The organism is Cytobacillus sp. SAFR-174 (assembly GCF_051964675.1).
Classification (GTDB): Bacteria; Bacillota; Bacilli; order Bacillales; family Cytobacillaceae; genus Cytobacillus.
Genome location: NZ_JBQCMZ010000001.1, coordinates 358,252 through 383,206, shown reverse-complemented (window position 1 = coordinate 383,206; position 24,955 = coordinate 358,252). Strand labels below are relative to the sequence as shown.

The window sequence follows — 24,955 nt, the reverse complement described above, 5'->3', positions numbered from 1 at the left end:
TGTTATTTCTTAGGGACAACCTGGCAAACCGTAAACCGTTCTTCACTTATCAAATTACCAGCCGCATTTTCCACATCCTCAAGTGTGATGCTTTCAAGGGTCGGCACAACATTAAATAAATCCATTTCATTAAAAGCATACCGGGTAAATTGATTGGCGATATATTCCGGTGAATTGACAGCCCGCAGGAATGCACCTATTTTCTTCTTTTTTGTCCGATCAAGTGTTTCCTGTGAAATAGCTCCCTTTTCCCTTGCATCCAGGAGCATCTTTTGCAGTGTTTCAGCCAACCGGTCAGGATTGTTTGTGTCTCCGCCCACCATGGCAAATCCAAAACCCTGCTCCTGTGTATAATCAAAGGAGAATGTGTCATCAATTAATCCTTCACTGTACAGTGTGCTGTAATGCTCAGAGCTTTTACCGAACAAGATATCCAGAAGCACATTCAGACTCAGCTCATTTTTAAGCATTTCTTTGCCTGACTGATTTGCAGTACTGCTCTTTATCCCGACCAGGCACTTTGAGGTCTGGACATTCATCTCAAGAACTTTTTTCTTCTTGGCCGCTTCAGAAGGCTCTTCTTCGAATTGGCGTTTGATTTCCGGTATCTCTTTATAATCCTTCTTGCTTTGGTTATCTCTCACCTGAGTCATAATCTGATCCGGATCAACGGGTCCGACTATGAACAGCAGCATGTTGCTCGGGTGATAGAAAGTTTCATAGCATTCATACAGCATATCTTTCGTGATATGAGAAATGGACTCGATCGTACCTGCGATATCAATTTTAACAGGATGGTTTTTAAACATATTTTCGATCAGTCCAAAATATAAGCGCCAGTCAGGATTGTCATCATACATGGTGATTTCCTGGCCGATGATTCCTTTCTCTTTTTCAACAGTCTTTTCTGTAAAATAAGGGTCCTGCACAAAATCAATCAGCGTTTCAAGGTTCATCTCTACATTAGACGTGCTGGAGAATAGATAAGCTGTCCTGGTGAAAGATGTAAAAGCATTAGCCGATGCTCCCTGTTTGCTGAATTGCTGGAACACATCCCCGTCTTCTTTCTCAAAAAGCTTATGCTCCAAAAAATGTGCAATCCCATCCGGAACTTTTACATACTCTTCCTTTCCGGGGGGCAGGAAATGATTGTCGATTGAACCATATTTAGTCGTAAACGTGGCATAAGTCTTGTTAAATCCCTTTTTCGGCAAGATATATACATCCAGCCCATTTTCAAGTTTTTCATAATACAGCTCTTCCTGAAGCTGGTCAAAAGTGATTTTATCCATTACTTGCCCGCCTCCTTTCCTGTCAGAAAATACACAGTATCCAAACTGACCTTCTTGGCTGTCGCGGCAATTTCCTCTTTTGTTACCTTATCCATTTCATCCATCCAGGTTTGAAGGGTAATTTCTTTTCCTGACACAACATTATGGTAAAGAACCTCGACAATCCCGCGTGCTGTATCAACAGTCTCCAGAAGCTGGTTTTTAATGACTGCTTTGGTCTGTTCCATTTCCTGTTCTGTAAAGTCACCATTCTTCATAGCTTCCAGTTGTTCTTTAATAATACTCACTGCCTGGTCATAGTTGCTGTTATCGATTCCGGACATCACCATCATTAACCCTTTATGGCTTTCCAGGCGGCTGGCTACATAGTATGCGAGACTGGCTTTTTCCCGGACGTTCAAGAACAGTTTTGAATGAGAAAAACCTCCGAAGATTCCATTGAATACCTGAAGCGCATAATATTCCGGGTCACCGTACACGACATTTGTCCGGTAGCCGATATTGAGTTTCCCCTGCTTCACATCCTGTTCTTCCCGGACTTCGTTTACAGATTCCTTTGTTCTAACTGGAGATGCTGGCGCTGTCTGAGGTGATCTCTTTTCAAAAGTTAAAAGCTCCCCTGCATATGATTCGGCATCTGCCTCATCTACGTCACCTATAACATATAAATCAAGCTCATCCTGCGCCAATGCCTGCTGATAATATTCATAAAGGCTATGAGGAGTGATATTGTCCACATCATCTTTCTCGCCATGCACATGCAGTGCATAGGGCTCATCTTTGCACATTTCCTGAACCAGCCGAAAATTGGAATAGCGCATTTTATCATCGTAAACTGATTGAATTCGCTGTTTAAGTGTCCTTTTTTCTTTTTCAACTGTATCCTTGTCAAAAGAGCCTTCATTCACATTTGGCTTAATCAGGATTTCCGCTAAAAATTGGAACGCTTTTTTCAAAAGAGGAGTTGGATCTGAAAGAAATTTTTCGTTTGCGATTTCAACTGAAATGGTAATGACATGATACTCGCCCTTTTTCGCCAAATCGACGAAAAGCGTAGCACCATATAATTCATCAAGGTAAGCCCGCAGCTTTCCGGTTGAAGGGTAGGACGCACTGCTGCTCTGCAATACATGAGGCAATAGGGATCTTAATGTAACTGTACTCTTTTCAAGCGGAGCTTTCATTTTCCAAACCAGGGTATTGGTTTTATATTTCTCTGTTTTAACCACGTGAAGCTTATAGCCATTCATGGCTTTTACGGATTCAGAGATTACGGCCATGTCTTTTCCTCCTGTCAGTAATAGATGAGTCCAAAGTACGGTCAATAGTAAAAAGAGGGAGCATCCCCTGTATGTAAACACTTTGCTGCTATCTTCTATAATGTCCTTTGTAATAAATCATATTCTTACTATACCTTGCCCTATTTCTTTATTTCAAGTTATTGGCTGTATTGGAAGGTTTATATATTTTTTATAAGTGATGGTTTTTAATAAGATTCTGAACAGCAAAAAGCCCCATTTCCGAAAAGAAATGAGGCTTTGTGTGTTAACGTTTTCCTTTTATATAAGGAGTACCAGATGCTTTTGGAGCATCCGCGCGTCCGATGAAACCCGTTAATGCCAGAATCGTTAAAACATATGGCGCAATGAGAAGATAGACATTTGGAATATTTTCAAGGAATGGAAGGCTCGAGCCGATGATGCTCAAGCTTTGCGCAAATCCGAAGAACAAAGCCGCGCCCATAACACCAAGCGGATGCCACTTACCAAAGATCAGTGCTGCAAGAGCCATAAAGCCCTGGCCGCTGATTGTTGCATGCCCGAAGTCTGAAGAAATAGATTGTGCGTACACGCCGCCGCCTATCCCTGCAAGGGCTCCTGAGATTAAAACCCCAATGTATCTCATCCTTGTTACATTGATACCCATTGTATCCGCAGCCATTGGATGTTCACCAACCGCCCGAAGCCTTAACCCGAATGGAGTCTTAAACATCACAAACCAGGCTAGGAATGCAACGGCAATGGCAACGAATGAAGTGTAATAAGTGTTTGAAAAGAATAATTTACCAATAAAAGGTATGTCACTCAAAAATGGAATATCCACTTTGCTGAATCCTTTTTGAATGATATCTGTCTGGCCTTTTCCATAAATGAATTTAACCAGGAACAGTGCTGCACCAATTGCAAGAAGGTTAATCGCAACCCCTGACACAACTTGGTCTGCTCTAAAGGTAATAGAAGCAACAGCATGCAGGATGGATAGCAGAGCTCCAACAACCATAGCTGCCAGTAATGCAACCCACGGTGTCATACTGCCAAATACATCAACAAACGTAAGGTTAAAAACAATAGCAGTGAAAGCTCCAATTACCATTAAGCCTTCTAATCCAATATTTACAACACCGGAGCTCTCTGAGAAGTTTCCGCCCAATCCAGTGAAAATAAGCGGGGCTGCCCAAAGCAAAGTTGATGGAATAATAATTAATAAGATCTCCATTAAGCCCACTTACTTCACCCCCTTTTTGCTGATACGGTCAATAAAAATGCGAATCATATAGCTTGCTGCAACAAAGAACACGATAAGAGCAATGATAATATCAACAAGTTCATTTGGAACTCCAGCTTCAAGCGGCATGTTTAAGGCGCCGACCTTCAAGCTTCCGAATAGCAATGCTGCAAAAATAATTCCAATTGGACCATTTCCGCCTAAAAGTGCTACCGCAATACCATCAAAACCTACTCCGGTAAAGCCGCCCTTAATGGCTGCATAGCCGAATGTACCCAATGCTTCCATCGCACCCGCAAGACCTGCAAATGCTCCTGAGATGACCATTGATAGAATGATATTTTTGCTGACGCTCATGCCTGCATATTCAGATGCATGCTGGTTAAAGCCTACAGCCCGCAATTCGTATCCCTTCGATGTTTTCTCTAATAGGAACCACATAATAAACACACATGCTAAAGCAATTAAAATTCCCCAATGCAGACGGGAATAATCAGTTAATCCCTCAAGAAACGGGGAACGCAATGATGCAGATTCTGCAATCATCTCAGTCCGGTCACTTTTTTCTGAAAGAACAGTACGGATAATATAGTTGGTTACATGCAAAGCCACATAGTTCATCATTATCGTGACAATTACTTCATGCACTTTGAACTTGGCTTTCAAAAGGCCCGGTATAAAGGCCCACAGCGCACCAGCAGCTGCAGCTGCGAGAACCGCGAGCGGCAGATGGATGAATTTTGGAAGATCAAATGCAACCCCTACCCAAACAGCTGCAAGCCATCCGACGATCAGCTGTCCTTCAACACCGATATTAAATAAGCCTGTACGGAAAGCAAATGCAACTGCCAAACCAGCCAGAATATAAGGTGTGACCTGTCTGACTACTTCACCAGTGTAGTAGATTTCACCAAAAGCACCGTTCCATAAGGCAATAAATGCAGATCCGGCATTATATCCAGTTGCTATCATAATGATTGTGCCTACTAATACCCCGAGCAGAACGGCAACTAGAGGTACGACAATGTTCTTCATGCGATTAGACATGGTTTTCGCCACCCGCTTCCTTCCGTTTAGAACCGGCCATCAATAAACCTAATTCTTGTTCAGTAGTTTGTTTCGGGTCAACTACTGCTACAATTTCACCCTCATAAATAACAGCGATCCGGTCGCTGACATTCATTATTTCATCCAATTCGAATGAAATAAGCAGCACTGCTTTCCCCTGGTCACGCTGTTCAATCAGACGTTTGTGAATGTATTCAATTGCTCCAACATCCAGGCCCCGTGTCGGCTGAGCAGCGATCAGGAGATCCGGATTGCGGTCAATTTCACGTCCGATTATGGCTTTCTGCTGGTTACCGCCTGAAAGTGCCCTTGCAAGTGTATATTCACTTGGTGTTCTGACGTCGAATTCTTTAATCAGCTTTGTTGCTTTGCTGTAGATTTGTTTAAAATTCAGAACACCTTTTTTAGAAAATGGAGCTTTGTAATAGGTTTGCAGAACCATATTTTCTCCGATTGGAAAATCGAGGACAAGTCCATGCTTATGACGGTCCTGAGGGATGTGCCCTACACCAGTCTCCGTAACTTTACGAGGAGACATATTCACAATTTCTTTGCCATTCAATTTAATTGAACCGCTTTCAGATTTCCTCAAGCCAGTGATCGCTTCAATTAACTCTGACTGTCCATTCCCGTCTACACCGGCAATACCGACAATTTCACCTGCCCGTACATTGAGGTTAAGGTTATTAACAACACCAAGCCCCCGTGAATCTTTCACATTTAAATCATGAATCTCAAGCACCTGCTCCTGCGGCTTCGAGTCTGTTTTATCCGTTTTAAAAGTGACTTCCCTTCCCACCATTAAGCTGGCAAGTTCATTAGGGTTCGTTTCAGTGACATTAACAGTACCGATTCCAACTCCTTTGCGGATGACCGTTACCCGATCACACACTTCCATGATTTCCTTCAGCTTGTGGGTGATAAGAATAATAGATTTGCCTTCTTGAATTAAAGTTTTCATAATCTGAATTAACTCTTTAATTTCCTGTGGAGTCAGAACAGCAGTAGGCTCATCGAAAATAAGGATTTCAGCACCCCGATAAAGAGTCTTTAAGATCTCCACCCGCTGCTGCATTCCAACTGAAATATCGGATATTTTCGCCTGAGGATCAACCGCAAGGCCATATCGCTCAGAAATCTCCCTGACTTCCTTCTCAGCCTTTTTAATATCTATTTTTCCGCCTTTGGTTGTTTCTTTTCCCAGAATAATATTTTCAGTGACAGTGAAACGGTCAACAAGCATGAAATGCTGGTGGACCATTCCGATGCCCAAGTCATTTGCTATATTAGGATCGGTGATGCGCACCGGTTTTCCTTTAACTTTAATTTCACCCTTTTCAGGCTGATAAAGGCCAAAAAGGACGTTCATCAACGTTGACTTGCCTGCACCATTTTCGCCAAGCAGCGCATGAATTTCACCTGGTTTCAGCTGAAGCGTAATATTATCATTTGCAACGATACCAGGAAACTCCTTGCGAATGTTGAGCATTTCAATAACATAATCCATTTGTTTCACTCCTTGCTCAAAATATAAGGAAATCATTAGTAGTAAGAGGTCAGACCTTGGGATTCCTTAGAAAAACCTGGCCTAAAAGCCAAGCTCCTCAATAATATGAAAAAATAATTAGTGCATTAAAAATCTAAGTGAAATACAGAATTTATTCTGTCCTTCATTTAAACTTTTAATTTCTTTAAAAAAGGAATAAGAGGCCGCAGTACAACCTGCTTATTCCTTAAACTTAATTATTCTGCTGAGAAAGAAGCCAGTTCATCTTTTGAAGATGGAACAGTCAGATCACCATTCTTGATCTTTTCCTGCCATTCTTTAACTGCACCTTCGATTTCTGCTTTTGCAGATACTTCCGGGTTGATAGGAGCAAGGCCTACACCGTCTTCAGCCAATCCGTAAGTAGTAGTTTCTCCACCAGGGAAGCTGCCGTCTTTTGCCTTTGTAGAAAGGTCCTTAACAGCATTGTCTACACGCTTAAGGGCAGATGTAAGGATTACATTGTGCTCTTTGCCATCGATTTCTACTACACCTTCAGCTGTCTGATCTGAGTCAACACCGATTGCCCAAAGTTCTCTTGCCGGGTCTTTCTTTTTAAGGTCACGAGCTTCTTTGAAAAGGCCGTTTCCAGTTCCGCCAGCAGCGTGGAAGATTACATCTACGCCAGAAGAGTACATTTTAGAAGCAATTGTCTGACCCAATTCAGCTTTATCAAATGCTCCAGCATATTGAACTTCTACTTTAATATCAGGGTTTACCGCTTGAACACCAGCAAGGAATCCAGATTCAAAACGCTCAATAACCGGAATTTCCATACCGCCGATGAAACCAATTTTGTTTTCTTTAGTTGCATTTGCTGCAGCAACACCTGCAAGGAATGCAGCTTCCTGCTCTTTGAACATGATGCTTGCTACGTTCGGCTGATCTACGACAGCGTCAACGATACCGAAATGAGAATCTTTTTGCTGCTGAGCAATCTCATTGATTGCACCTTCCATTAAGAAACCGATTCCAAAAACAAGATCAAAGTCCTGACGAGCTAATGTATTAAGGTTTGTAGAATAGTCAGCATCTGACTGTGATTGAAGATAGTCAAATCCGCCTTTTCCTTTTTCAAGTCCATTTTCGTCACCAAATGCTTTTAAACCTTCCCAAGCAGATTGGTTAAATGATTTATCATCTACACCGCCGACATCTGTTACCATCGCTACAGAGAATGCTTTTTCTTTATCGTCTCCGCCAGCTGTTTCTCCGCCTTTTTCTTCACTTTTACCGCAAGCACCCAGAATTGTTCCAGCAGCAAGAACTAAAGATAGCGCCAATCCAAATTTACGCTTTTTCAAGGTTGGTACCCCCTAAGAAATTGTTTTTGCATTAGCGGAATGAATGATGTGTTTTCGTGCATCCCAAAAAGCTAGATTCTCTTTCTGAGGACATGGAAACTGAACTTATCAGCTCTGAAATAATTGACCGAATAAAGAATCGGAGTATCCGCTTCATCGAAATGCATCTGTTTTAATACAAGCAGTGCAGTTTCCGGGTCACATTCCAGAATTGGGGAAATTTTTTCGTGATAGCCTATAGGCTCTATTTGGGCAACAGCATAAGTGATTTTCCGGTTTGCCTCTTCTTCAAGCAATTTAAGAATCGACTCCTGTTCGTGGGAAAACGTGTCTGGAAGAATATTCTCAGGAACTTTATCCACACAATAAACGACCGGTTCACCGTTTGCTGTTCTAACCCGCTCAATCACGGCAATTTCCTGGTCTAAAGCACATGAGAACCTGCGGATATCATCTTCAGTGGGTCCCAGTGTTACAGAACTCAAGAAAACGGTTCCCGGTTTCATCCCTGCCTGCAAAATCATGTTTGTGACACTATTAAGCTGTTCGATGCCGGATGTAAATAGCGGCTTTGCATTGACAAAGGTGCCTACACCGTGACGGCGGATTATGACGTTTTCTTCTTCAAGAATGCGCAGCGCCTCCCGCAGTGTGGCTCTGCTGACACCAAGCTGTTTAGCAAGATCAAATTCGGACGGAAGCTTTTCTTTTTCTTTATACACTCCATCTTCAATGTCTTGTTTTAATCGATCGATGACTTGCAAATATAAATGCCGGTTATCTGACTTAATAGACATGCAGGGTTCCTCCAACTTCAGTTCTCAAGACATCAGACCTCTGATGTTCAATCATTCCTACTAATCGAAAATACTATAACACTTTTTACCCAATAAAGAAATAGAAATTTATCAATTTGTCGAAAAAAGGTGAAAAGAAAAAAATGTTTGTGAATCCCTCTGTACCAATTCTTTTTTTCTGGTATAATACTTCTTTGAAAACGATTACATTTAATGTTTCTGCCAAAAATGCACCAGTTAGAAAACCTATTTTGTAATGAGTTGAAAGTACCATACCTCTTTCATTTTATGTAAGCGCTTTTAACAGTATGGCATATTAAACTGTATTTTTTTATTGCCCTTATTTTTAGGCATATATCTTCCTGATACATGAAAAAAATGGCCGTCCGCAGACTGGCCATTTTTAAATATGTCATGCTTATTAATTTTAAGAGCTTGCTTCCTCCGAAGGCTTGCCCTGGAGCACAGATCTTGGCTTGCTGCCTTCATATGGACCGACAATCCCCCTTGCTTCCATTTCATCGATCAGTCTTGCAGCTCTGGTATAGCCAATCCTGAATCTTCTCTGAAGCATGGATACAGAAGCAGTCTGCATTTCCAATATCAATTCAACAGCTTCTTCATAAAGATCATCATCCACTTCTCCTGCAGCTTCCGGGATATCATCTGGAATCATTTCTTCCTGATATTGAGCCTTCTGCTGGCCGATGACGAAATCCACTATCTCTTCAACTTCTTCATCTGACAGAAAGGCTCCCTGTACACGGACTGGTTTTGATGCACCCACAGGAAGGAAAAGCATATCCCCTCTTCCCAGTAGTTTTTCCGCTCCGCCCATATCCAGGATGGTCCTTGAATCTGTCATTGATGAAACAGCAAACGCAATTCTTGAAGGTATATTTGCTTTAATTACACCTGTGATAACATCCACTGAAGGACGCTGAGTTGCAATGATTAAATGGATGCCTGCTGCCCGTGCCATTTGAGCAAGGCGAGTGATTGCGTCTTCGACATCGGAGGATGCCACCATCATTAAGTCTGCTAGCTCGTCTACTATAACAACAATATACGGCAGGAGGGGCTGCTGTGCTTCCTCTTCGGCATTATGCCTTTTTACATACTCATTGTAGCCTTCGATATTCCTTGTGCCAGTATGTGAGAACAGCTCATAGCGCCTTTCCATCTCACTGACAACTTTCTGCAGCGCCTGAGAAGCTTTCTTCGGATTTGTCACAACCGGCGCCAGTAAATGAGGCACCCCATTGTAAACATTCAATTCCACCATTTTAGGGTCAATCATCATTAATTTTACTTCATGTGGTTTTGCCCTCATCAAAATGCTGGTAATGATTCCGTTAATACAAACACTCTTCCCGCTTCCTGTCGCTCCGGCAACTAGAAGATGGGGCATTTTGTTGAGTTCTGCGAGGACAGCTTCTCCGGTTATATCACGGCCGAGCCCGATCATCAGCTTGGAGTCCGGCTTGTCATTTTGTTTGGATTCAATTACCTCCCTTAGAGAAACCATCGCCACTTCAGAGTTAGGGACTTCTATTCCAATAGCCGATTTACCCGGGATAGGTGCTTCGATTCGGATATCCTTCGCTGCCAGTGCCAGTGCCAAATCATCATTCAGACTAACGATTTTGCTTACCTTTACCCCAACATCAGGATGCACCTCATACTTGGTAACAGCCGGACCTAAATGAACCTGTGTCACCCTTGCTTTTACTCCAAAACTCTGAAATGTTCTTTCGAGCTTAGCAGCATTCGCGTGGATTAGCTCATATTCACCGCTTTGATCAGTTTGCCTTGGCAGTTTTAAAAGTCTGATAGGAGGCAGCTCGTAGTCTTTGTTTTCCACTTCTGTAAACGTGATAGGCGGCGCATTTTCATCCTCCGGCTCTGTGACTGCCGCTTCCTGGGACTGATCAGAAGCAGCTTCCCGGGAATCCTCCTGATAAGCTCTCTCGGCAAAGCTTGATATAATTGGTTCTGGAGTTGGTTCAGATACCTGTTCAGCAGAATTATTGATCGTTATCACCGTTTCAGGTTCTTCTTCCTGCTGAAGAGCGCGCTGTTCTTCTTCTCTTCTTGATTGCCTTTCTTCTCGTCTTTCTATGCCTTTTTGTTTCCATTCTTTCATATCATCTTTAAAAGCAGTCCATTGTTTCTTACAGAAATTAAGAATTGCGGCCATCATTTTCCCTGCAGCATCTCCGAACGTTTTTCCTGTCATAAGAACAAAACCGATAATAATTAATAAAAAGGCTACAATTTTTGATCCTGCTTCATCAAAAAGATAATAAAAGAGGGCGAAAAAAATAGCCCCAAGCATTCCGCCGCCTAAATCGGTTGTGCTTGTTTCTCCCCGGACTTCCATCCGGAAAAGTTCCCACGTATTGGCTATTACACTCGGGTCATCAAACTTCCCTCCATTTGAGAGAAGCTGAAATAATGTTACATGGCTCAACAGCAGAAGGGAGCTTATGATGAGGTAAATACCAATTAATTTTGTGTGGAATAGATAGGGAAGTGCCCTCTTCCACATCAGATAACCTGAAAAAATTACGAGTCCAATCAGGCTGAGCATGTACCATTCTCCCATAAAGAAACGGAAAAAAAGCACCGTTGCATTCCCGACCGCCCCGAGCCTGGCAATTGATATTACCGCAAGTGCCAGCAGAATCAGGGCAATCAGTTCAAATTTCATCGTCCGTTTCAATGTTTCGTTCTTTTTAGACTTTCTTTTCTTTTTTTTGGCCATATTATCACCTTATCATTATTCTTATTAACAGCATCATCTAAATTCCATTATGTAATACATCATGTCTGTTATGAAAGAAGAAGCAGCCATTTTTTGGCTGCTTCTAAAGTTACTTTTATTATATCATAATGATTCTAAATGAAGTTGTTTTTTGAAAGGATTTATCAGCTTAACTGCGTCAAAGTGATCATGGAACCGGGAGTGTACCTTTCATCCATATAATGGGTGGGATCGCTGCTCATGATCCTTAAAATGCGGCATTCCTGTCCCGCATTCATTTCAACAAGGAGAGGGATTCCTTCATATGAGACAATCTTCTGCTTGCTGAAATCGTCCTGCTCATTTTGGTAAATAAGTTCTTGTGGCATCATTGTATAAAGGATCATTGAACCATCACTTCTTCTTTTGGTTTATTCATATCGATCAGCTCATTCAGCTTTGCGAGCGCAGGCCCGACACCGCCTACTTCATCAATCAGTCCATATTCAACAGCATCCCTGCCGACCACATTCGTCCCAATATCCCTGGTCAGGTTGCCTTTATCAAACATTAGGTCTTTAAATTTCTGTTCCGATATATTGGAATGCTTCGTTACAAAATTAATTACCCGATCCTGCATTTTATCCATATACTCAAACGTTTGCGGCACACCGATTACCAGGCCGGTCAGTCTGATAGGGTGGATGGTCATCGTAGCCGTCTCTGCAATAAAGGAATAATCGCATGATACCGCAATAGGAACACCAATGGAATGGCCGCCTCCAAGTACTATTGAGACAGTTGGCTTAGACAATGAGGCAAGCATTTCTGATATTGCCAGCCCGGCCTCCACATCGCCGCCAACAGTATTCAAGATAACCAGAAGACCTTCTATCTTTGGGTTTTGCTCAATCGCAACGATCTGAGGGATTAAATGCTCATATTTTGTTGTTTTATTTTGCGGCGGAAGCTGAAGATGCCCTTCCACCTGTCCGACAATGGTCAAGCAGTGAATTTTGGAATCCTGAGACAGCTGCGGCACATTTGTTTGTCCAAGCTGCTGAATTTTTTCCATAAGGGCAGAAGGTTTATCTTCTTTCGGCTGTTCTTGCCCTTCTCCGCCCTCATTGCGGGTATTTTTCAAATCGTTTTCCATCCTTATTTCTCCCTTCAAGCAATATATTGTTAGTATGAACGCGTGATCATTTTTCATGCGCATTATTGCCTGAAGGTCAAAAGCAAAAAACACAGCCCTGCAATCGATGCGGGCTGTGTTTTGACTGTTATCCCTCCATAAGAATTGGAAGGATCATTGGTCTGCGTTTTGTTTTTTCATAAAGATACTGATTCAGACTGTCACGCATATCCTGCTTAATTCCTGACCAGTCAAATGCTTCTCTGGCAAGGTTCTGTTCTACCGCTTCTCTTACTATTTTTACAGCTTCCTCAAGAAGCTTTTCTGATTCCCTGACATACACAAATCCTCTTGTAATGATTTCAGGGCCAGCTGAGATTTTCTTTTCTTTTTTATTAAGAGTAACTACTACCAGTAATACACCATCCTGAGAAAGCAGCCTCCGGTCTCTTAAGACAATATTCCCGACATCGCCGACACCAATTCCGTCAATCAGAACATTACCTGATGGAATTTTCCCTCCGGGTACGATTGTGCCATCCTTGATTTCTGCTACATCGCCTTTATCCGGGATAAAAATTTGTCCGCTTGATAATCCGCACTCCAAAGCAACTTTTGCATGGGCTTTCAGCATTCGGTACTCCCCATGAACAGGGATGAAGAATTTGGGACTCATCAGATTAATCATAAATTTAAGTTCTTCCTGGCTGCCATGGCTCGAGGTATTAAAGGTTCCCTTTCCTGGGATTACCTCAGCCCCCGCTCTAAACAGCATATCAATCGTTTTGAAAATAAATACCTCAGTTCCTCTTAATGGTGATGCAGCGAGTAAAACGGTATCGCCCTGTTTAATATTGACCTGTCTGTGGGACTGCTTCGCCATTTTTTGAAGGGCTTCGATCGGCTCTCCCTGTGTACCCGTGGTAAGAACAACGATTTGGTCATCACTGTATTTGCCGATCTCAGCAACAGGAATAATCACATCTTCTCCTACCTGCAAATATCCGAGCTGCAGAGCAATGTCATAGATTCTCTGCAGACTTTTGCCGACTACTGCCACTTTCCTGCCTGTTTCGATCGCTGCATCAAAAATATGCTGTATTCGAATTAAGTCAGATGCGAAGGAAGCCGCAATGACTCTCCCCTTAGCAGCATAGAATGCAGCTGTCATCTCTCTGGCCACCTTCGATTCTGAGCTGGTGTAGCCTGGTTTTTCTGCTTCGGTACTGTCAGATAGAAGGCAAAGAACACCTTCTTCCCCTAAGCGCGCCATTTTGCCGATTTCAGGTTTGTATAAGTCAGTCGCTGCCTGATCGAATTTAAAGTCGCCGGTATACACAATTGCACCTTCTGATGTATGTATGGCAACACCCACACTATCCGGAATGCTATGGCTGGTTCTAAAAAAAGTTACATCTGCCGAATCAAATTCAACCCTGGTATCTGAATTGATTTCAATAAACTGTGCTTTGCCTTTGTATTCCTGTTCCTTCATTTTGGCTTTGGCCAGCGCCAGAGTCAGCTTTGTTCCGTAAACAGGTACATTGACCTTTGCAAGCACATAAGACAGTCCACCAATATGATCCTCGTGTCCATGTGTCAGAAAAATTCCTTTTACTCTTTCCTTGTTTTGAACTAGATATGTAACATCTGGTATCACGATATCAATTCCGAGCATTTCATTTTCAGGGAACATTAATCCGGCATCGATGACATATATATCCTCGTCCACCTCTGCCAAATACATATTCTTCCCAAGTTCTCCGACTCCTCCGAGTGCTGCCAGCTTGATGCTTTCATTCTGTCTCTTTTTCAATGTAATATCCTCCCATGCATGTTCAGCCGATCAAGATCAGTTATCCATATTATACTTGAAGTCGTAAAAACATGACAACCAAATTTATACATGGGCTTTATTTGAGCGTTCCTGGGGCTTTTTATAATTAGTCTCTGGTTTTTGGGCGTTATAAATCTGCCATATAATAAAATAAAAACCAACCAGCAAAGCACTGGTTGGCAAGCAAAGTATTATTTAAATAGGGCAGCAACTGCACTGCGTTCCTGTTCTGTTAATGGGACCATTGGAAGACGGACGGATCCGACATCCAGCCCTTTAAGCTGCAGCGCTGTTTTTACAGGCACTGGGCTTGGGGCTGCGAAAAGCCCCTCCATGATCGGAAGAATTTTTTGATGGATTTTTGCAGCTTTTTCATTTTCACCATTCAGGTAAGCTGTGATCATTTCCTGCATTTCATTCCCTATTACATGGGAAGCAACAGACACAATTCCAGTCCCGCCTATTGCCATACATGGAAGAGTAAGTCCGTCATCACCACTGTATAGCATAAAGTCATCATCCGTATTAGCAATAATTTTGGCCATTGCATTCAGATCTCCGCTTGCTTCTTTCACTGCCGCGATGTTAGAGATTTCGGAAAGGCGGATGATTGTTTCTGGCAGAATATTCACTGAAGAGCGTCCCGGAATATTATAAACCATTACCGGGAGGCTCGTGCTTTCCGCAATAGCCTTGAAATGCCGGTAAAGCCCTTCCTGATTTGGCTTATTGTAATATGGTGCTACGATCATGATCGCATCAACACCAATTTGCTCTGCTTTTTTCGTTAATTCAATGGATTCATACGTGTTATTGCTTCCGGTGCCGGCAATGACAGGCACCCGTTTGTCAGCTGCTTTCACTGCATGTTTGAATAATGCCAGCTTTTCCTCTTTTGTTAGTGTCGGGGACTCCCCTGTTGTCCCGGCAATAACTAAAGAATCTGTTCCGTTTTCAATAAGATGATTGATTAGCTGCGTCGTCTTAGGGAAATCAATATGTCCCTTATTATCGAATGGTGTTACCATTGCTGTTGATACTCGGCCAAATAGAACCATGTTTACACTCCTTGCAGATGTTTAAAAGATCGGGAAGAAACGGGCGGATCTGCCGCTTAGGATACAAATCCGTCGTTAACCGCTGAATGGCTTTCTTCCCCTTTTTAAACATGTTATTTTCAAAATTTTTAAATGTCTGTTCTCTCATATTCAGCTAAATCTTCTTCCAGGCGGAAAGCATCGTGCAATGCATTAACAGACTTTATCAAATCTGCCTGCTTTACCAGGACCCAGATTGTTGTATGGCTGTCTGCTGACTGCAGAATACGGATTCCCTGCTCGGACAATGCCGTAACGATCCGCGAGGCCACTCCGGGTACACCCTGCATTCCAGCTCCTACAACCGAAACTTTCGCACACTCTCTTTCAACCAGCGGATCATGACCCAGGCCCTTTAAAATACTAATTGCTTTATCGGTCATTTCTTCCGTTACGGTGTAGTTGACGCCATTAGGATATATATTGATAAAGTCAACACTGATTCCCTGGTTAGCCATGGCTTTAAAGACCTCAGACTGTAGATCGTATTGGTCTTTCTTCGCAAGGACCTTTATTTGTGTCACATTGGAAACATGGGCTATTCCAGTTACCGAACGCTCTTTAATATCTGTTCCGCGTCTGTTCTTATTCAATGTTGTGACAAGGGTTCCTGGACTGTCGGAGTATGTTGAACGGATTCTGATCGGAATTTTTGCCTGCATAGCAATTTCGACTGCCCGGGGGTGAATGACCTTAGCACCCTGATATGCCATATTACAGACCTCTGTGTAAGTGACCACTGATAATGGGCGCGCATTTTCAGCAATTCGCGGATCAGCGGTCATAATGCCTTCCACATCAGTAAAGATATCTATCCACTCCGCATTTAAGGCTGCTCCAAGAGCCGCTGCAGAGGTATCACTGCCGCCCCTGCCGATCGTTGTGACATCACCGGTTTTTGATGATCCCTGAAATCCTGCAACCACGATCACATCATGATTTTCAAGCTCTTTCAAAAGCCTGTCGCATTTCATATCGATAATTTTTGCGTTAGTATGATCATTATTCGTTCTAAACCCTGCCTGTGCACCAGTCAGAGCTGCTGCTGTGATCCCATGTTCTTTTAGCATGTTTGAAAATACAACACTTGAGATGATTTCACCGCAGGATAAGAGCAGATCCGTTTCGCGTTTGCTGATTTTGGTATTATTGCCTTCTACCAGCGAAAGCAGTGTGTCGGTTGCATATGGATCACCTTTTCGGCCCATTGCCGAAACAACGACAACAACCTTGTATCCATCTGCCAGCGCTTTTTTAATATGCTTAGCTGCATGCTCGCGGCTACTCTCGTCGCGGACTGATGTGCCTCCATATTTTTGAACGATGATATTCATTAAAACACCTCTAACCTCTCAACATGAAGAGAATACGATAACTATTTCACTATTCCCAGATTAATTAAACTTTCGGCGATCTGCACGGAATTCCATGCTGCCCCTTTAAGAAGATTATCAGAAACTACCCACATATGAAAGCCTTTATCTTCATCCAGATCTTTGCGGATACGGCCGACGAACACATCATTTTTACCGACACAATCAGCTGGCATAGGGTATATTTGATTTTCCGGATCATCCTGCAGGACAACTCCAGGTGCATTTCCCAGAAGGCTCTTTACTTCATTTGCCGTAACGCTGTCTGATTCCACTTCAAAATAAAGGGACTCTGAGTGGCCTGTTGCCACTGGAAGACGCACGCATGTAGCAGCCACTTGCAGCTCTGGCATATGCATGATTTTTTTTGTCTCATTGATCATTTTCATTTCTTCATACGTGTAGCCGTTATCCTGAAATTTATCAATTTGCGGGATCGCATTGAATGCAATTTGATAATGTTTTTTATCGCTCTTTACAGGAAGAATTGACGGCACATACTCTTCGTTATTTAAAATGGCTTTTGTCTGCTCATTCAGCTCTTGAACTGCAGCTGCTCCAGAACCTGAAACAGCCTGGTAAGTAGAAACAATTACTTTTTTCAAGCCGAATTTCTCTTTTACCGGCTTTAGTGCAACAACCATTTGGATTGTTGAACAGTTTGGATTGGCGATAATGCCATTATGCTTATGAAGGTCATCTTCATTTACTTCAGGTACGACAAGAGGCACATTTGGATCCATACGGAAAGCACTTGTGTTGTCTACTACAATGGCACCATGTTCGACAGCATGTGGAGCCAGTTCCTGTGAAACGCTTCCTCCCGCGCTGAATAGTGCGATGTCCACGCCTTTAAAGCTCTCTGGCTTTGCTTCCTGAACCGTATACTCCCGGCCCTTGAATGTTACCTTTGATCCGGCAGAACGGGCAGATGATAAGAGGGTTAATTGAGAGATCGGAAAATCTCTATTTTCAAGTGTTTGAATCATTTGCTGGCCAACTGCACCAGTTGCTCCAACTACCGCGACATGAAATCCTTTTTTCTGTTCCAAATTTCTTTTCCCCTTCCAATACCATTATATTTTTCTAGCAAAGTTAGTTTTTAGTGAAAAACAATAGCCCAAAATTCAATAGAACGGCAGCCAAAGTCAATTGGCAGCCGTTTTCCTGCCTGATTATAAAGATGGCAGGCTTCCATTTATATTATCAGCATATTGTTAATACTCCAAGAGGTTAATATTTATTTTAAACAGACCTTGGAGGTTGGTTATCTTAATAATCTTTATTCTAACATATTCGTTCACTAAAGGACTAAAATTTTTGCTAGAAAAAATAGGGGGCTAATTGTCGTCTTTGTATCTTTCCACTAGGACCGGCTGAAGCTGTTTGCCTTCCATGGCATGAAGCACTGTATCAGATAATGCTGTCATTCTTGCCACCATTGAATTCGGCTTTTTCACAGGATCATCCTGGCCATATGGAATAAAATAAATATTTTTCGTTGCCATTAGTCTCATTAAGTTTACTCCATTTAATCCCAATGCATCATTTGTGGATATTCCCAGCACGACTGGTTTACCGTTTCTTAAAGTTGCCTTTGCTGCCATCAGGACAGGCGAGTCGGTCATCGCATTGGCGAATTTGCTCATCGTATTTCCGGTAAGCGGGGCAATTACCATGCAATCAAGAGGGATTTTAGGTCCCAGCGGCTCCGCTTTCACAATCGAATCAATCACTTTATGACCAGTCAGGTCTTCAATTCTTTGAACCCAGTCTTCCCCTTTTCCAAATCTGGTCTCAGTGCTCTTTACCGTAAAGGTGACGACCGGGAGCACTTCAGCCCCTGCGAGAACAAGTCTTTCTATTTCAGGGAACACTGCATCATATGTGCAATGCGATCCTGTTAATCCGAAACCTATTCTTTTCCCTTTCAAATTCATATTGTATTCCCCTTTCTCTTTTGCAAATCTTCCTTAATCAATTGAGAAAGAACATTCGCCAGTATTTGTCCGGCTGTTTTCGGAGCAACGATTCCAGGCAGGCCAGGGGCGAGCAGTGCTTTTACTCCCCGTTTTTCTGCGTAGCGAAAATCGGTGCCTCCGGGCTTGGAAGCCAGGTCAATGATGAGCGTATGTGTCGGCATCTTCGATATGACGGACGCTGTTACAACTAAATGGGGAGCAGTGTTTATGCAAATATCAACATCTTTTACCGCATCCTCAATTTCCTTCAGGTTAAATGGAGTTAACCCCATTTCCGTTATCCTGGCGATGTGCTCACTTTTTCTCGCTCCCACCTTTACTTTTGCACCCAGGGCATGAAAGGTTCTTGCGACACTCATTCCAACTCTGCCAAGGCCTATTACGGCTATGTTAGAACCATGAATGGTGAAATCTGTATGCTGGATTGCCATCATGATGGTTCCTTCAACTGTTGGGATGGAATTATAAATAGCTACATCATCCCGTTCAAATAATTGAACAAGACGGCGGTCCGCCGATTTGGTTACTCCGGTTAAATATGAATTGGTTATGCCGGAATAAACTGTACAGTGTGCTGGAGTCTGAGCGAGGATTTCCTCTTCAAAAATCACTTTTTCATTGGAGAAAATCGTTTCAATCTGCCCCTCCAGACCCGTACCGGGCACAGGCAGGATAATTGCGTCTATATTGGTAAAGTCCACTTCATCTATTTTTTCTTTTACCGCACCTGAGAACGCATGATCAAGCTGCTCAAAACCAATTAATGCGAGCTTTGCATCAAGCTCGGTCAGTTTACGGATGATTTCGAGCTGCCTTGCATCACCGCCGATGACTGCAATTTGGGTTCCTGTCAGCATGCAACACTCACCTTCTTTTTTCTTTCTTTTTAAGAAAGCATTTATTTTTGAAGCCAACAACTTCATGACTCCTGTTAAAAAGTATCCTTGCACCGGCAACGCCGCTTTACTAAGCAGTTGCAAAAGACAGCAATTGCAAGCAGTTTTATCTTTAAACGAAATGGCGTTAAATTGGGGCCGGCAAATCAATTAATAATCATAAGGGAATTGTTGTATTGAACTACTTCAACATCTTATGTATGAACGGGGCAATAGGTGAGTTTTCCACTTAAAAGAAAATGGGTCAAAGTTGGAGGGATTTATAAAGGGATGGAGGAGATTAACTTCCCGGTAAAAACAAAAAGGACCTAACCGGCCCTTCCTTCAAAACTATTCCTGCTGATCTACAGAATCCGGGATATCAATAATGATCATGTCATTTCCTATCTTCCTGATATGCTGCCAAGAAACCCGGATTTCATCTCCCTGGCGCTTGAAGCCAAACCACTTTAATGAAGGGATGAGCAATGCCTGAATCTGTCCACTTTTTTCATTTATTTCAAGGTCTGTCTGCCCAAGTACTCCCAGCCGTTCTGCACGCTTCACATCCACAATTTCCTTTCCGCTCAGCTCACTTAATCTCATCATCTTCCCTCCTTTTCTCTTCTCTATATTCTTATCGTTCAGACTGAAGTTTTAGAAGTCCAGGCCAAAAAGAAAACAGCCTGCATGATACAGGCTGTCTTTTCTCCACAATTGGACTAAAATTTAAAGATTTTTCGGAAGTTCTCCATCCGGACTTATTAATGCCACTGAATAATGATCTGTGAAAATGGAATTCGCCATATTATTCACGCCCTGCATGGAAACTGCATCGATTTCATCCACGATTTCATCCATAGACCGATGGCGGCCCAGAAGCAGTTCATTTTTGCCATTGCGGCTCATCCTGCTGTTTGTGCTTTCAAGGCTTAGCATTAAGCTTCCTTTGAGCTGTTCTTTACTGTTATTCAGCTCTTTATCTGTGATGCCTTCTTTTTTAAGAGTGGCAAGGGTTTCCTGAATCGTATCAAAAAGAACATCCAGCTGTTTAGCTCCCGTACCGCCGTAAAGCGTCACAATACCGCTATCCTGGAAGGCAGAGTGATAAGAGAAAACAGAATAAGCCAAACCTTTTTGTTCCCTGACATCCTGGAATAAGCGGCTGCTCATGCTTCCACCCAAAATATTATTTAAAACAATCAGATTGTATATTTCCTCATGTCCTACCTGCAGACCTTCGAACCCTAAGCAAAGATGAGCCTGCTCGGTATCCTTTTTACGGGCAAGATGGTTTGAATGAAACTCAGGTTTCTGCTCTTTACGTTCTCTCTTACCGCCTTCGTAGGATCCAAAGTATTTTTCAACTTCTTTGATGAAAGATTCCTCAATATTTCCGGCAATGGAAATCACAACATTTTCAGGCGTGTATGTTTCATGCATATACTGTTTTAATGTTTCGCCATTAAACGCGGCCAGCGTTCCTTCAGTGCCAAGAATCGGATAACCAAGTGAGTGGTTCTCGTAGATTGCTTTGCTCAAAAGATCATGAACGATATCATCAGGCGTATCTTCATACATTTTGATTTCTTCGTAAACAACATTTTTTTCTTTGTTCAGTTCTTCATCCACAAACGTGGAGTTAAAAAACATATCAGAAAGCACTTCAAGAGCAAAATCAGAATGGGTATCCAGTACTTTTGCATAGTAACATGTATATTCTTTTGAAGTGAAGGCGTTCACCTGGCCGCCAATGCTATCAAAGCTCTCAGCAATTTCACGGGCTGTTCTCGTTTTGGTCCCTTTGAAGAACATATGCTCAAGAAAATGAGAAATTCCATTATTCTCTGGTACTTCATTTCTTGAGCCTGTTCCGATCCATACCCCTATCGCTACAGAACGGACGGTTGGAATATTTTCTAGTACGACTCTTACTCCGTTTTGGCATGTATATTTCTTAATCAAATAAATTCCTCCTGTTCTGAAACCCAAAGACATACGCTTACATTAGTTTATATGATTATTGTTATTTTTTCCAAAATCCTGATTTTTATTTTCTCTATACTGGATTCTCTTCTCGCTTAACAGCTCGGATACTGTTCCAATCTCCAGGTTCTTCTGCTTTAGCCCTGTTATAAGTCTATCAAGTGATTTTTCGGTGGATTCCGTAGGATGCATCAGAATAAGTGCTCCATTATGGACCTTTGATAACACTCTGTTTATCAGCACATCCGGGGAGGGTTTTCTCCAATCCACTGTATCAACAGTCCACATGACGGTGCCAAGGTTTTTCTCGGCAGCAATCTTCACTGTTTCATCTCTATAGCTGCCGCTTGGTGGAGCAAACCATGTAATAGGCTTACTCAGCTTTTCATCCATTGTGGCTTCAATTACATCATTTGTCTTTTGGATTTCTTCCCTTGTCCTTGCAGAAGAGATCACTTTCATGTCCGGATGGGTGTACGAATGGTTGCCTACTTCATGGCCTGCATCCATAATCATTCTGGCGAGTTCCGGATTATTCTTTACCCATCTTCCTTCAAGAAAAAAACTTGCTGACACATTATGTTCCTTTAAAGTGGCCAGCATACCGGATAAATATTCATTTCCCCATGCCACATTAATGATGAAGCTGACCATCGGTTTATCGGGATGACCTTTATATACAGGTGACGGCGGCAGGTCCTTTAACTTCACCTTCGGTTCAATTTGTGTAAATACAAGTTTATCTTCATTGAACTTTTTGCCTGACTTCATCTTTCTATACGAAGCCTCAACATCTACTTCAATTCCATTAAGGCCGGGAATGGCTTTCCATACAGGGTCTATTTTTGCATCCTGTGCAGGAATGCTGAATTCTTCTCTTTTTGCCGTAATTTCTTCATATAGTGAATCCTTTGGCTTGGAAACAGTTATGGCATCTGTTTCTTGTTTAAGGCCTGATACATACTGATCAGTAAAAGGATTATTGATAAAAACAAGTGCCATCAAAAACATGATCGTAATATGAATAAACTTTCTCATTCTTCATGCCTCCTTCAATTCATAGTATGAGTTGAAGGGACAAGGTAGAACGGAACCAAGTAACAAAGGTATGCAGTATAGGGCAAAAGCCCATCGAAAATCGTATATGTAAAAAGCCAGGGTTTCCCCTGGCTTTTAGGAAAATTCGCCACGCAAAATGCTTCTCTATTTAAATAGAGGTTAGTATTATTGCTGTGCTTTTTCCTTTTGCTCACGCTGTTCACGCAATACGGCTTTGCGGGAAAGATTTACGCGGCCTTGTTTATCGATCTCAGTAACTTTTACCAGAAGTTCGTCACCAATGGATAGCACATCTTCCACTTTCCCTACACGCTCTTCAGCAAGTTCTGAAATGTGAACTAATCCATCTTTACCAGAGAAGATTTCAACAAATGCACCGAATTTTTCAATCCGTTTTACTTTGCCCAGATACATTTGTCCAACTTCCACTTCACGTACGATATCTTCAATAATCTTCTTCGCTTTTTGATTCATTTCTTCATTTACAGATGAAATGAATACTGTTCCATCTTGTTCAATATCGATCTTAACGCCTGTTTCTTCGATGATCTTATTGATTTGCTTTCCGCTCGGCCCAATAACATCACGGATTTTGTCAGGGTTGATTGACATCATCAGAATCTTAGGAGCATATTCAGACAGCTCTTTTCTTGGCTGTTCAATAGTGCTCAGCATGGAATCAAGAATCTGCATGCGGCCTTTCTTCGCCTGCTGCAGTGCTTCTTCCAGAATCTCACGGGACAGACCTTCAATCTTAATATCCATTTGCAGAGCAGTAACTCCCTTAGAGGTACCAGCCACTTTGAAGTCCATATCGCCAAGGTGATCTTCCATACCCTGAATGTCTGTCAGGATTGAATAATGCTCGCCTGATTTAATTAGGCCCATTGCTATACCGGCAACCGGCGCTTTTATAGGCACACCTGCATCCATCATAGCCAGAGTACTTGCACAAATACTTGCCTGTGATGTTGAACCATTTGATTCAAGCACCTCAGATACAAGACGAATCGTATAAGGAAAATCCTTTTCAGAAGGAATAATCGGCTCAAGAGCACGTTCTCCAAGAGCACCATGCCCGATTTCACGGCGGCCCGGTCCTCTGATTGGCCCAGTTTCACCTACACTGAAATTAGGGAAATTGTAATGGTGCATGAATCTTTTTTCTTCTTCAATTCCCAGCCCGTCCAGAATCTGTACATCTCCAAGAGCTCCTAATGTACAAATGCTCAATGCCTGAGTTTGTCCACGTGTAAACAAACCTGAACCATGTGTGCGCGGCAGAAGGTCTACTTCTGAGGACAGCGGGCGGATGACATCCAATCCGCGTCCATCCGGACGCACTTTATCTTCTGTAATTAAGCGGCGAACTTCAGCTTTAACAATTTTATCAAGGATCTGCCTGATTTGCTTAAGCTTGTCGTCGTCTGCCTCTTCACCTTGATATTTAGCTGTGATTTCTTCCTTAACTGCTTTTATGGCAGCTTCACGTGCATGTTTCTCCTGCACCTGGATAGCTTGAATCATATCCTTCTCACAGATACCGCGAACTTCTGCTTCTAAGTTCTGGTCAACCTGGTATAAAACAATTTCCATTTTCTCTTTCCCGATTTCAGATGCAATTTCTTCCTGGAAAGCAATAAGGCGTTTAATTTCCTCATGACCAAACATAATTGCTTCAAGCATAGTTTCCTCAGGCACTTCCTCTGCACCTGCTTCAACCATGTTAATCGCATCTTTTGTACCCGCTACAACAAGGCTGATATCGCTTTTTTCAGCCTGTTCTACAGATGGATTAATGATGAATTCTCCATCGATGCGGCCTACGCTGACTCCAGCAATCGGTCCGCCAAATGGAATATCCGACACAGAAAGGGCTAATGATGAACCGAACATTGCAGCCATTTCTGATGAGCAGTTTTGATCCACACTCATCACCATGCTTACAACCTGTACATCATTTCTGAAACCGTCAGCGAATAATGGACGAATTGGCCTGTCAATTAAACGGCTTGCCAAAATCGCTTTTTCACTTGGCCGGCCCTCTCTCTTAATAAAACCGCCCGGAATCTTACCAACAGCATACAAACGTTCTTCATAGTTAACTGTCAGAGGAAAGAAATCCAGATTTTTTGGTTCTTTGGATGCTGTAGCTGTACTTAAAACTACAGTATCACCATAGCGCACTAAAACTGCACCGTTAGCCTGTTTAGCCAGCTGGCCAATCTCTACGGTCAATTTGCGCCCAGCCCAATCAAGGCTGTAGACATGTTTATCTTGTCCCATAATTTTACCCCTCTCTGCATTCACTTTAAGGACAGGCGTCAATTCTGCCTGGTCCGTTTAATTGTTA

20 protein-coding genes are annotated in these 24,955 nt (G+C 42.4%); all 20 read right to left on the bottom strand.

The window, feature by feature from the left end:
* Positions 1-2: 2 nt before the first annotated feature.
* Positions 3-1,292, bottom strand: a complete 1,290-nt coding sequence (gene yfmH, locus ACTHRG_RS01880) for an EF-P 5-aminopentanol modification-associated protein YfmH (protein ID WP_076255879.1) — start codon at positions 1,290-1,292, stop codon at positions 3-5.
* Positions 1,292-2,572: an EF-P 5-aminopentanol modification-associated protein YfmF gene (gene yfmF, locus ACTHRG_RS01875; protein WP_440230440.1), complete on the bottom strand. Its 1,281-nt coding sequence runs from the start codon at positions 2,570-2,572 to the stop codon at positions 1,292-1,294. The genes yfmH and yfmF overlap by 1 nt, the downstream gene beginning before the upstream one ends.
* Positions 2,573-2,837: 265 nt before the next feature.
* Positions 2,838-3,797: an ABC transporter permease gene (locus ACTHRG_RS01870; protein ID WP_076255875.1), complete on the bottom strand. Its 960-nt coding sequence runs from the start codon at positions 3,795-3,797 to the stop codon at positions 2,838-2,840.
* Positions 3,798-4,844, bottom strand: coding sequence for an ABC transporter permease (locus ACTHRG_RS01865; RefSeq protein WP_076255874.1), 1,047 nt, complete (start codon positions 4,842-4,844; stop codon positions 3,798-3,800).
* Positions 4,837-6,372, bottom strand: coding sequence for an ABC transporter ATP-binding protein (locus ACTHRG_RS01860; protein ID WP_440230439.1), 1,536 nt, complete (start codon positions 6,370-6,372; stop codon positions 4,837-4,839). The genes ACTHRG_RS01865 and ACTHRG_RS01860 overlap by 8 nt, the downstream gene beginning before the upstream one ends.
* A 236-nt stretch (positions 6,373-6,608) precedes the next feature.
* The gene (locus ACTHRG_RS01855) at positions 6,609-7,715 is read right to left on the bottom strand and encodes a BMP family lipoprotein (protein WP_076255870.1); all 1,107 of its coding nucleotides are present in this window, start codon (positions 7,713-7,715) and stop codon (positions 6,609-6,611) included.
* Positions 7,716-7,786: 71 nt separating this feature from the next.
* On the bottom strand, positions 7,787-8,512 hold the full coding sequence (locus ACTHRG_RS01850) for a GntR family transcriptional regulator (RefSeq protein ID WP_076255869.1): 726 nt from the start codon (positions 8,510-8,512) through the stop codon (positions 7,787-7,789).
* Between the two features lie 427 nt (positions 8,513-8,939).
* On the bottom strand, positions 8,940-11,279 hold the full coding sequence (locus ACTHRG_RS01845) for a DNA translocase FtsK (protein WP_076255866.1): 2,340 nt from the start codon (positions 11,277-11,279) through the stop codon (positions 8,940-8,942).
* A gap of 164 nt (positions 11,280-11,443) precedes the next feature.
* Complete coding sequence (locus tag ACTHRG_RS01840; protein ID WP_061791018.1) at positions 11,444-11,665, bottom strand: YlzJ-like family protein; 222 nt, start codon at positions 11,663-11,665, stop codon at positions 11,444-11,446.
* Positions 11,662-12,414 carry a ClpP family protease gene (locus tag ACTHRG_RS01835; protein ID WP_076255864.1) on the bottom strand — a complete coding sequence of 251 codons (753 nt, stop codon included), beginning with the start codon at positions 12,412-12,414 and terminating at the stop codon, positions 11,662-11,664. Before ACTHRG_RS01835 ends, ACTHRG_RS01840 begins: the two co-directional genes overlap by 4 nt.
* 127 nt (positions 12,415-12,541) lie before the next feature.
* A complete protein-coding gene (locus tag ACTHRG_RS01830) occupies positions 12,542-14,209 on the bottom strand; it encodes a ribonuclease J (protein ID WP_076255863.1) in 1,668 nt (555 codons plus the stop codon).
* 212 nt (positions 14,210-14,421) lie between these two features.
* Positions 14,422-15,288, bottom strand: coding sequence for a 4-hydroxy-tetrahydrodipicolinate synthase (gene dapA, locus ACTHRG_RS01825; RefSeq protein WP_076255861.1), 867 nt, complete (start codon positions 15,286-15,288; stop codon positions 14,422-14,424).
* A gap of 128 nt (positions 15,289-15,416) precedes the next feature.
* Positions 15,417-16,661 (bottom strand): aspartate kinase, encoded by a 1,245-nt coding sequence (dapG, locus tag ACTHRG_RS01820; protein ID WP_076255860.1) that lies wholly within the window; start codon positions 16,659-16,661, stop codon positions 15,417-15,419.
* Positions 16,662-16,702: 41 nt separating this feature from the next.
* On the bottom strand, positions 16,703-17,752 hold the full coding sequence (gene asd / locus ACTHRG_RS01815) for an aspartate-semialdehyde dehydrogenase (protein WP_076255858.1): 1,050 nt from the start codon (positions 17,750-17,752) through the stop codon (positions 16,703-16,705).
* Positions 17,753-18,040: 288 nt separating this feature from the next.
* Positions 18,041-18,640, bottom strand: coding sequence for a dipicolinate synthase subunit B (gene dpaB, locus ACTHRG_RS01810; protein WP_076255857.1), 600 nt, complete (start codon positions 18,638-18,640; stop codon positions 18,041-18,043).
* Positions 18,637-19,539 carry a dipicolinic acid synthetase subunit A gene (dpaA, locus tag ACTHRG_RS01805; RefSeq protein WP_076256224.1) on the bottom strand — a complete coding sequence of 301 codons (903 nt, stop codon included), beginning with the start codon at positions 19,537-19,539 and terminating at the stop codon, positions 18,637-18,639. The genes dpaB and dpaA overlap by 4 nt, the downstream gene beginning before the upstream one ends.
* Before the next feature lie 369 nt (positions 19,540-19,908).
* On the bottom strand, positions 19,909-20,163 hold the full coding sequence (locus ACTHRG_RS01800) for a YlmC/YmxH family sporulation protein (RefSeq protein WP_076255855.1): 255 nt from the start codon (positions 20,161-20,163) through the stop codon (positions 19,909-19,911).
* Between the two features lie 123 nt (positions 20,164-20,286).
* On the bottom strand, positions 20,287-21,522 hold the full coding sequence (locus ACTHRG_RS01795) for a M16 family metallopeptidase (protein WP_076255853.1): 1,236 nt from the start codon (positions 21,520-21,522) through the stop codon (positions 20,287-20,289).
* Between the two features lie 42 nt (positions 21,523-21,564).
* On the bottom strand, positions 21,565-22,581 hold the full coding sequence (locus ACTHRG_RS01790; RefSeq protein WP_076255851.1) for a polysaccharide deacetylase family protein: 1,017 nt from the start codon (positions 22,579-22,581) through the stop codon (positions 21,565-21,567).
* Between the two features lie 186 nt (positions 22,582-22,767).
* Entirely contained in the window at positions 22,768-24,888 is a 2,121-nt protein-coding gene (gene pnp, locus ACTHRG_RS01785) for a polyribonucleotide nucleotidyltransferase (protein ID WP_076255850.1), read from the bottom strand.
* Positions 24,889-24,955 lie beyond the last annotated feature (67 nt).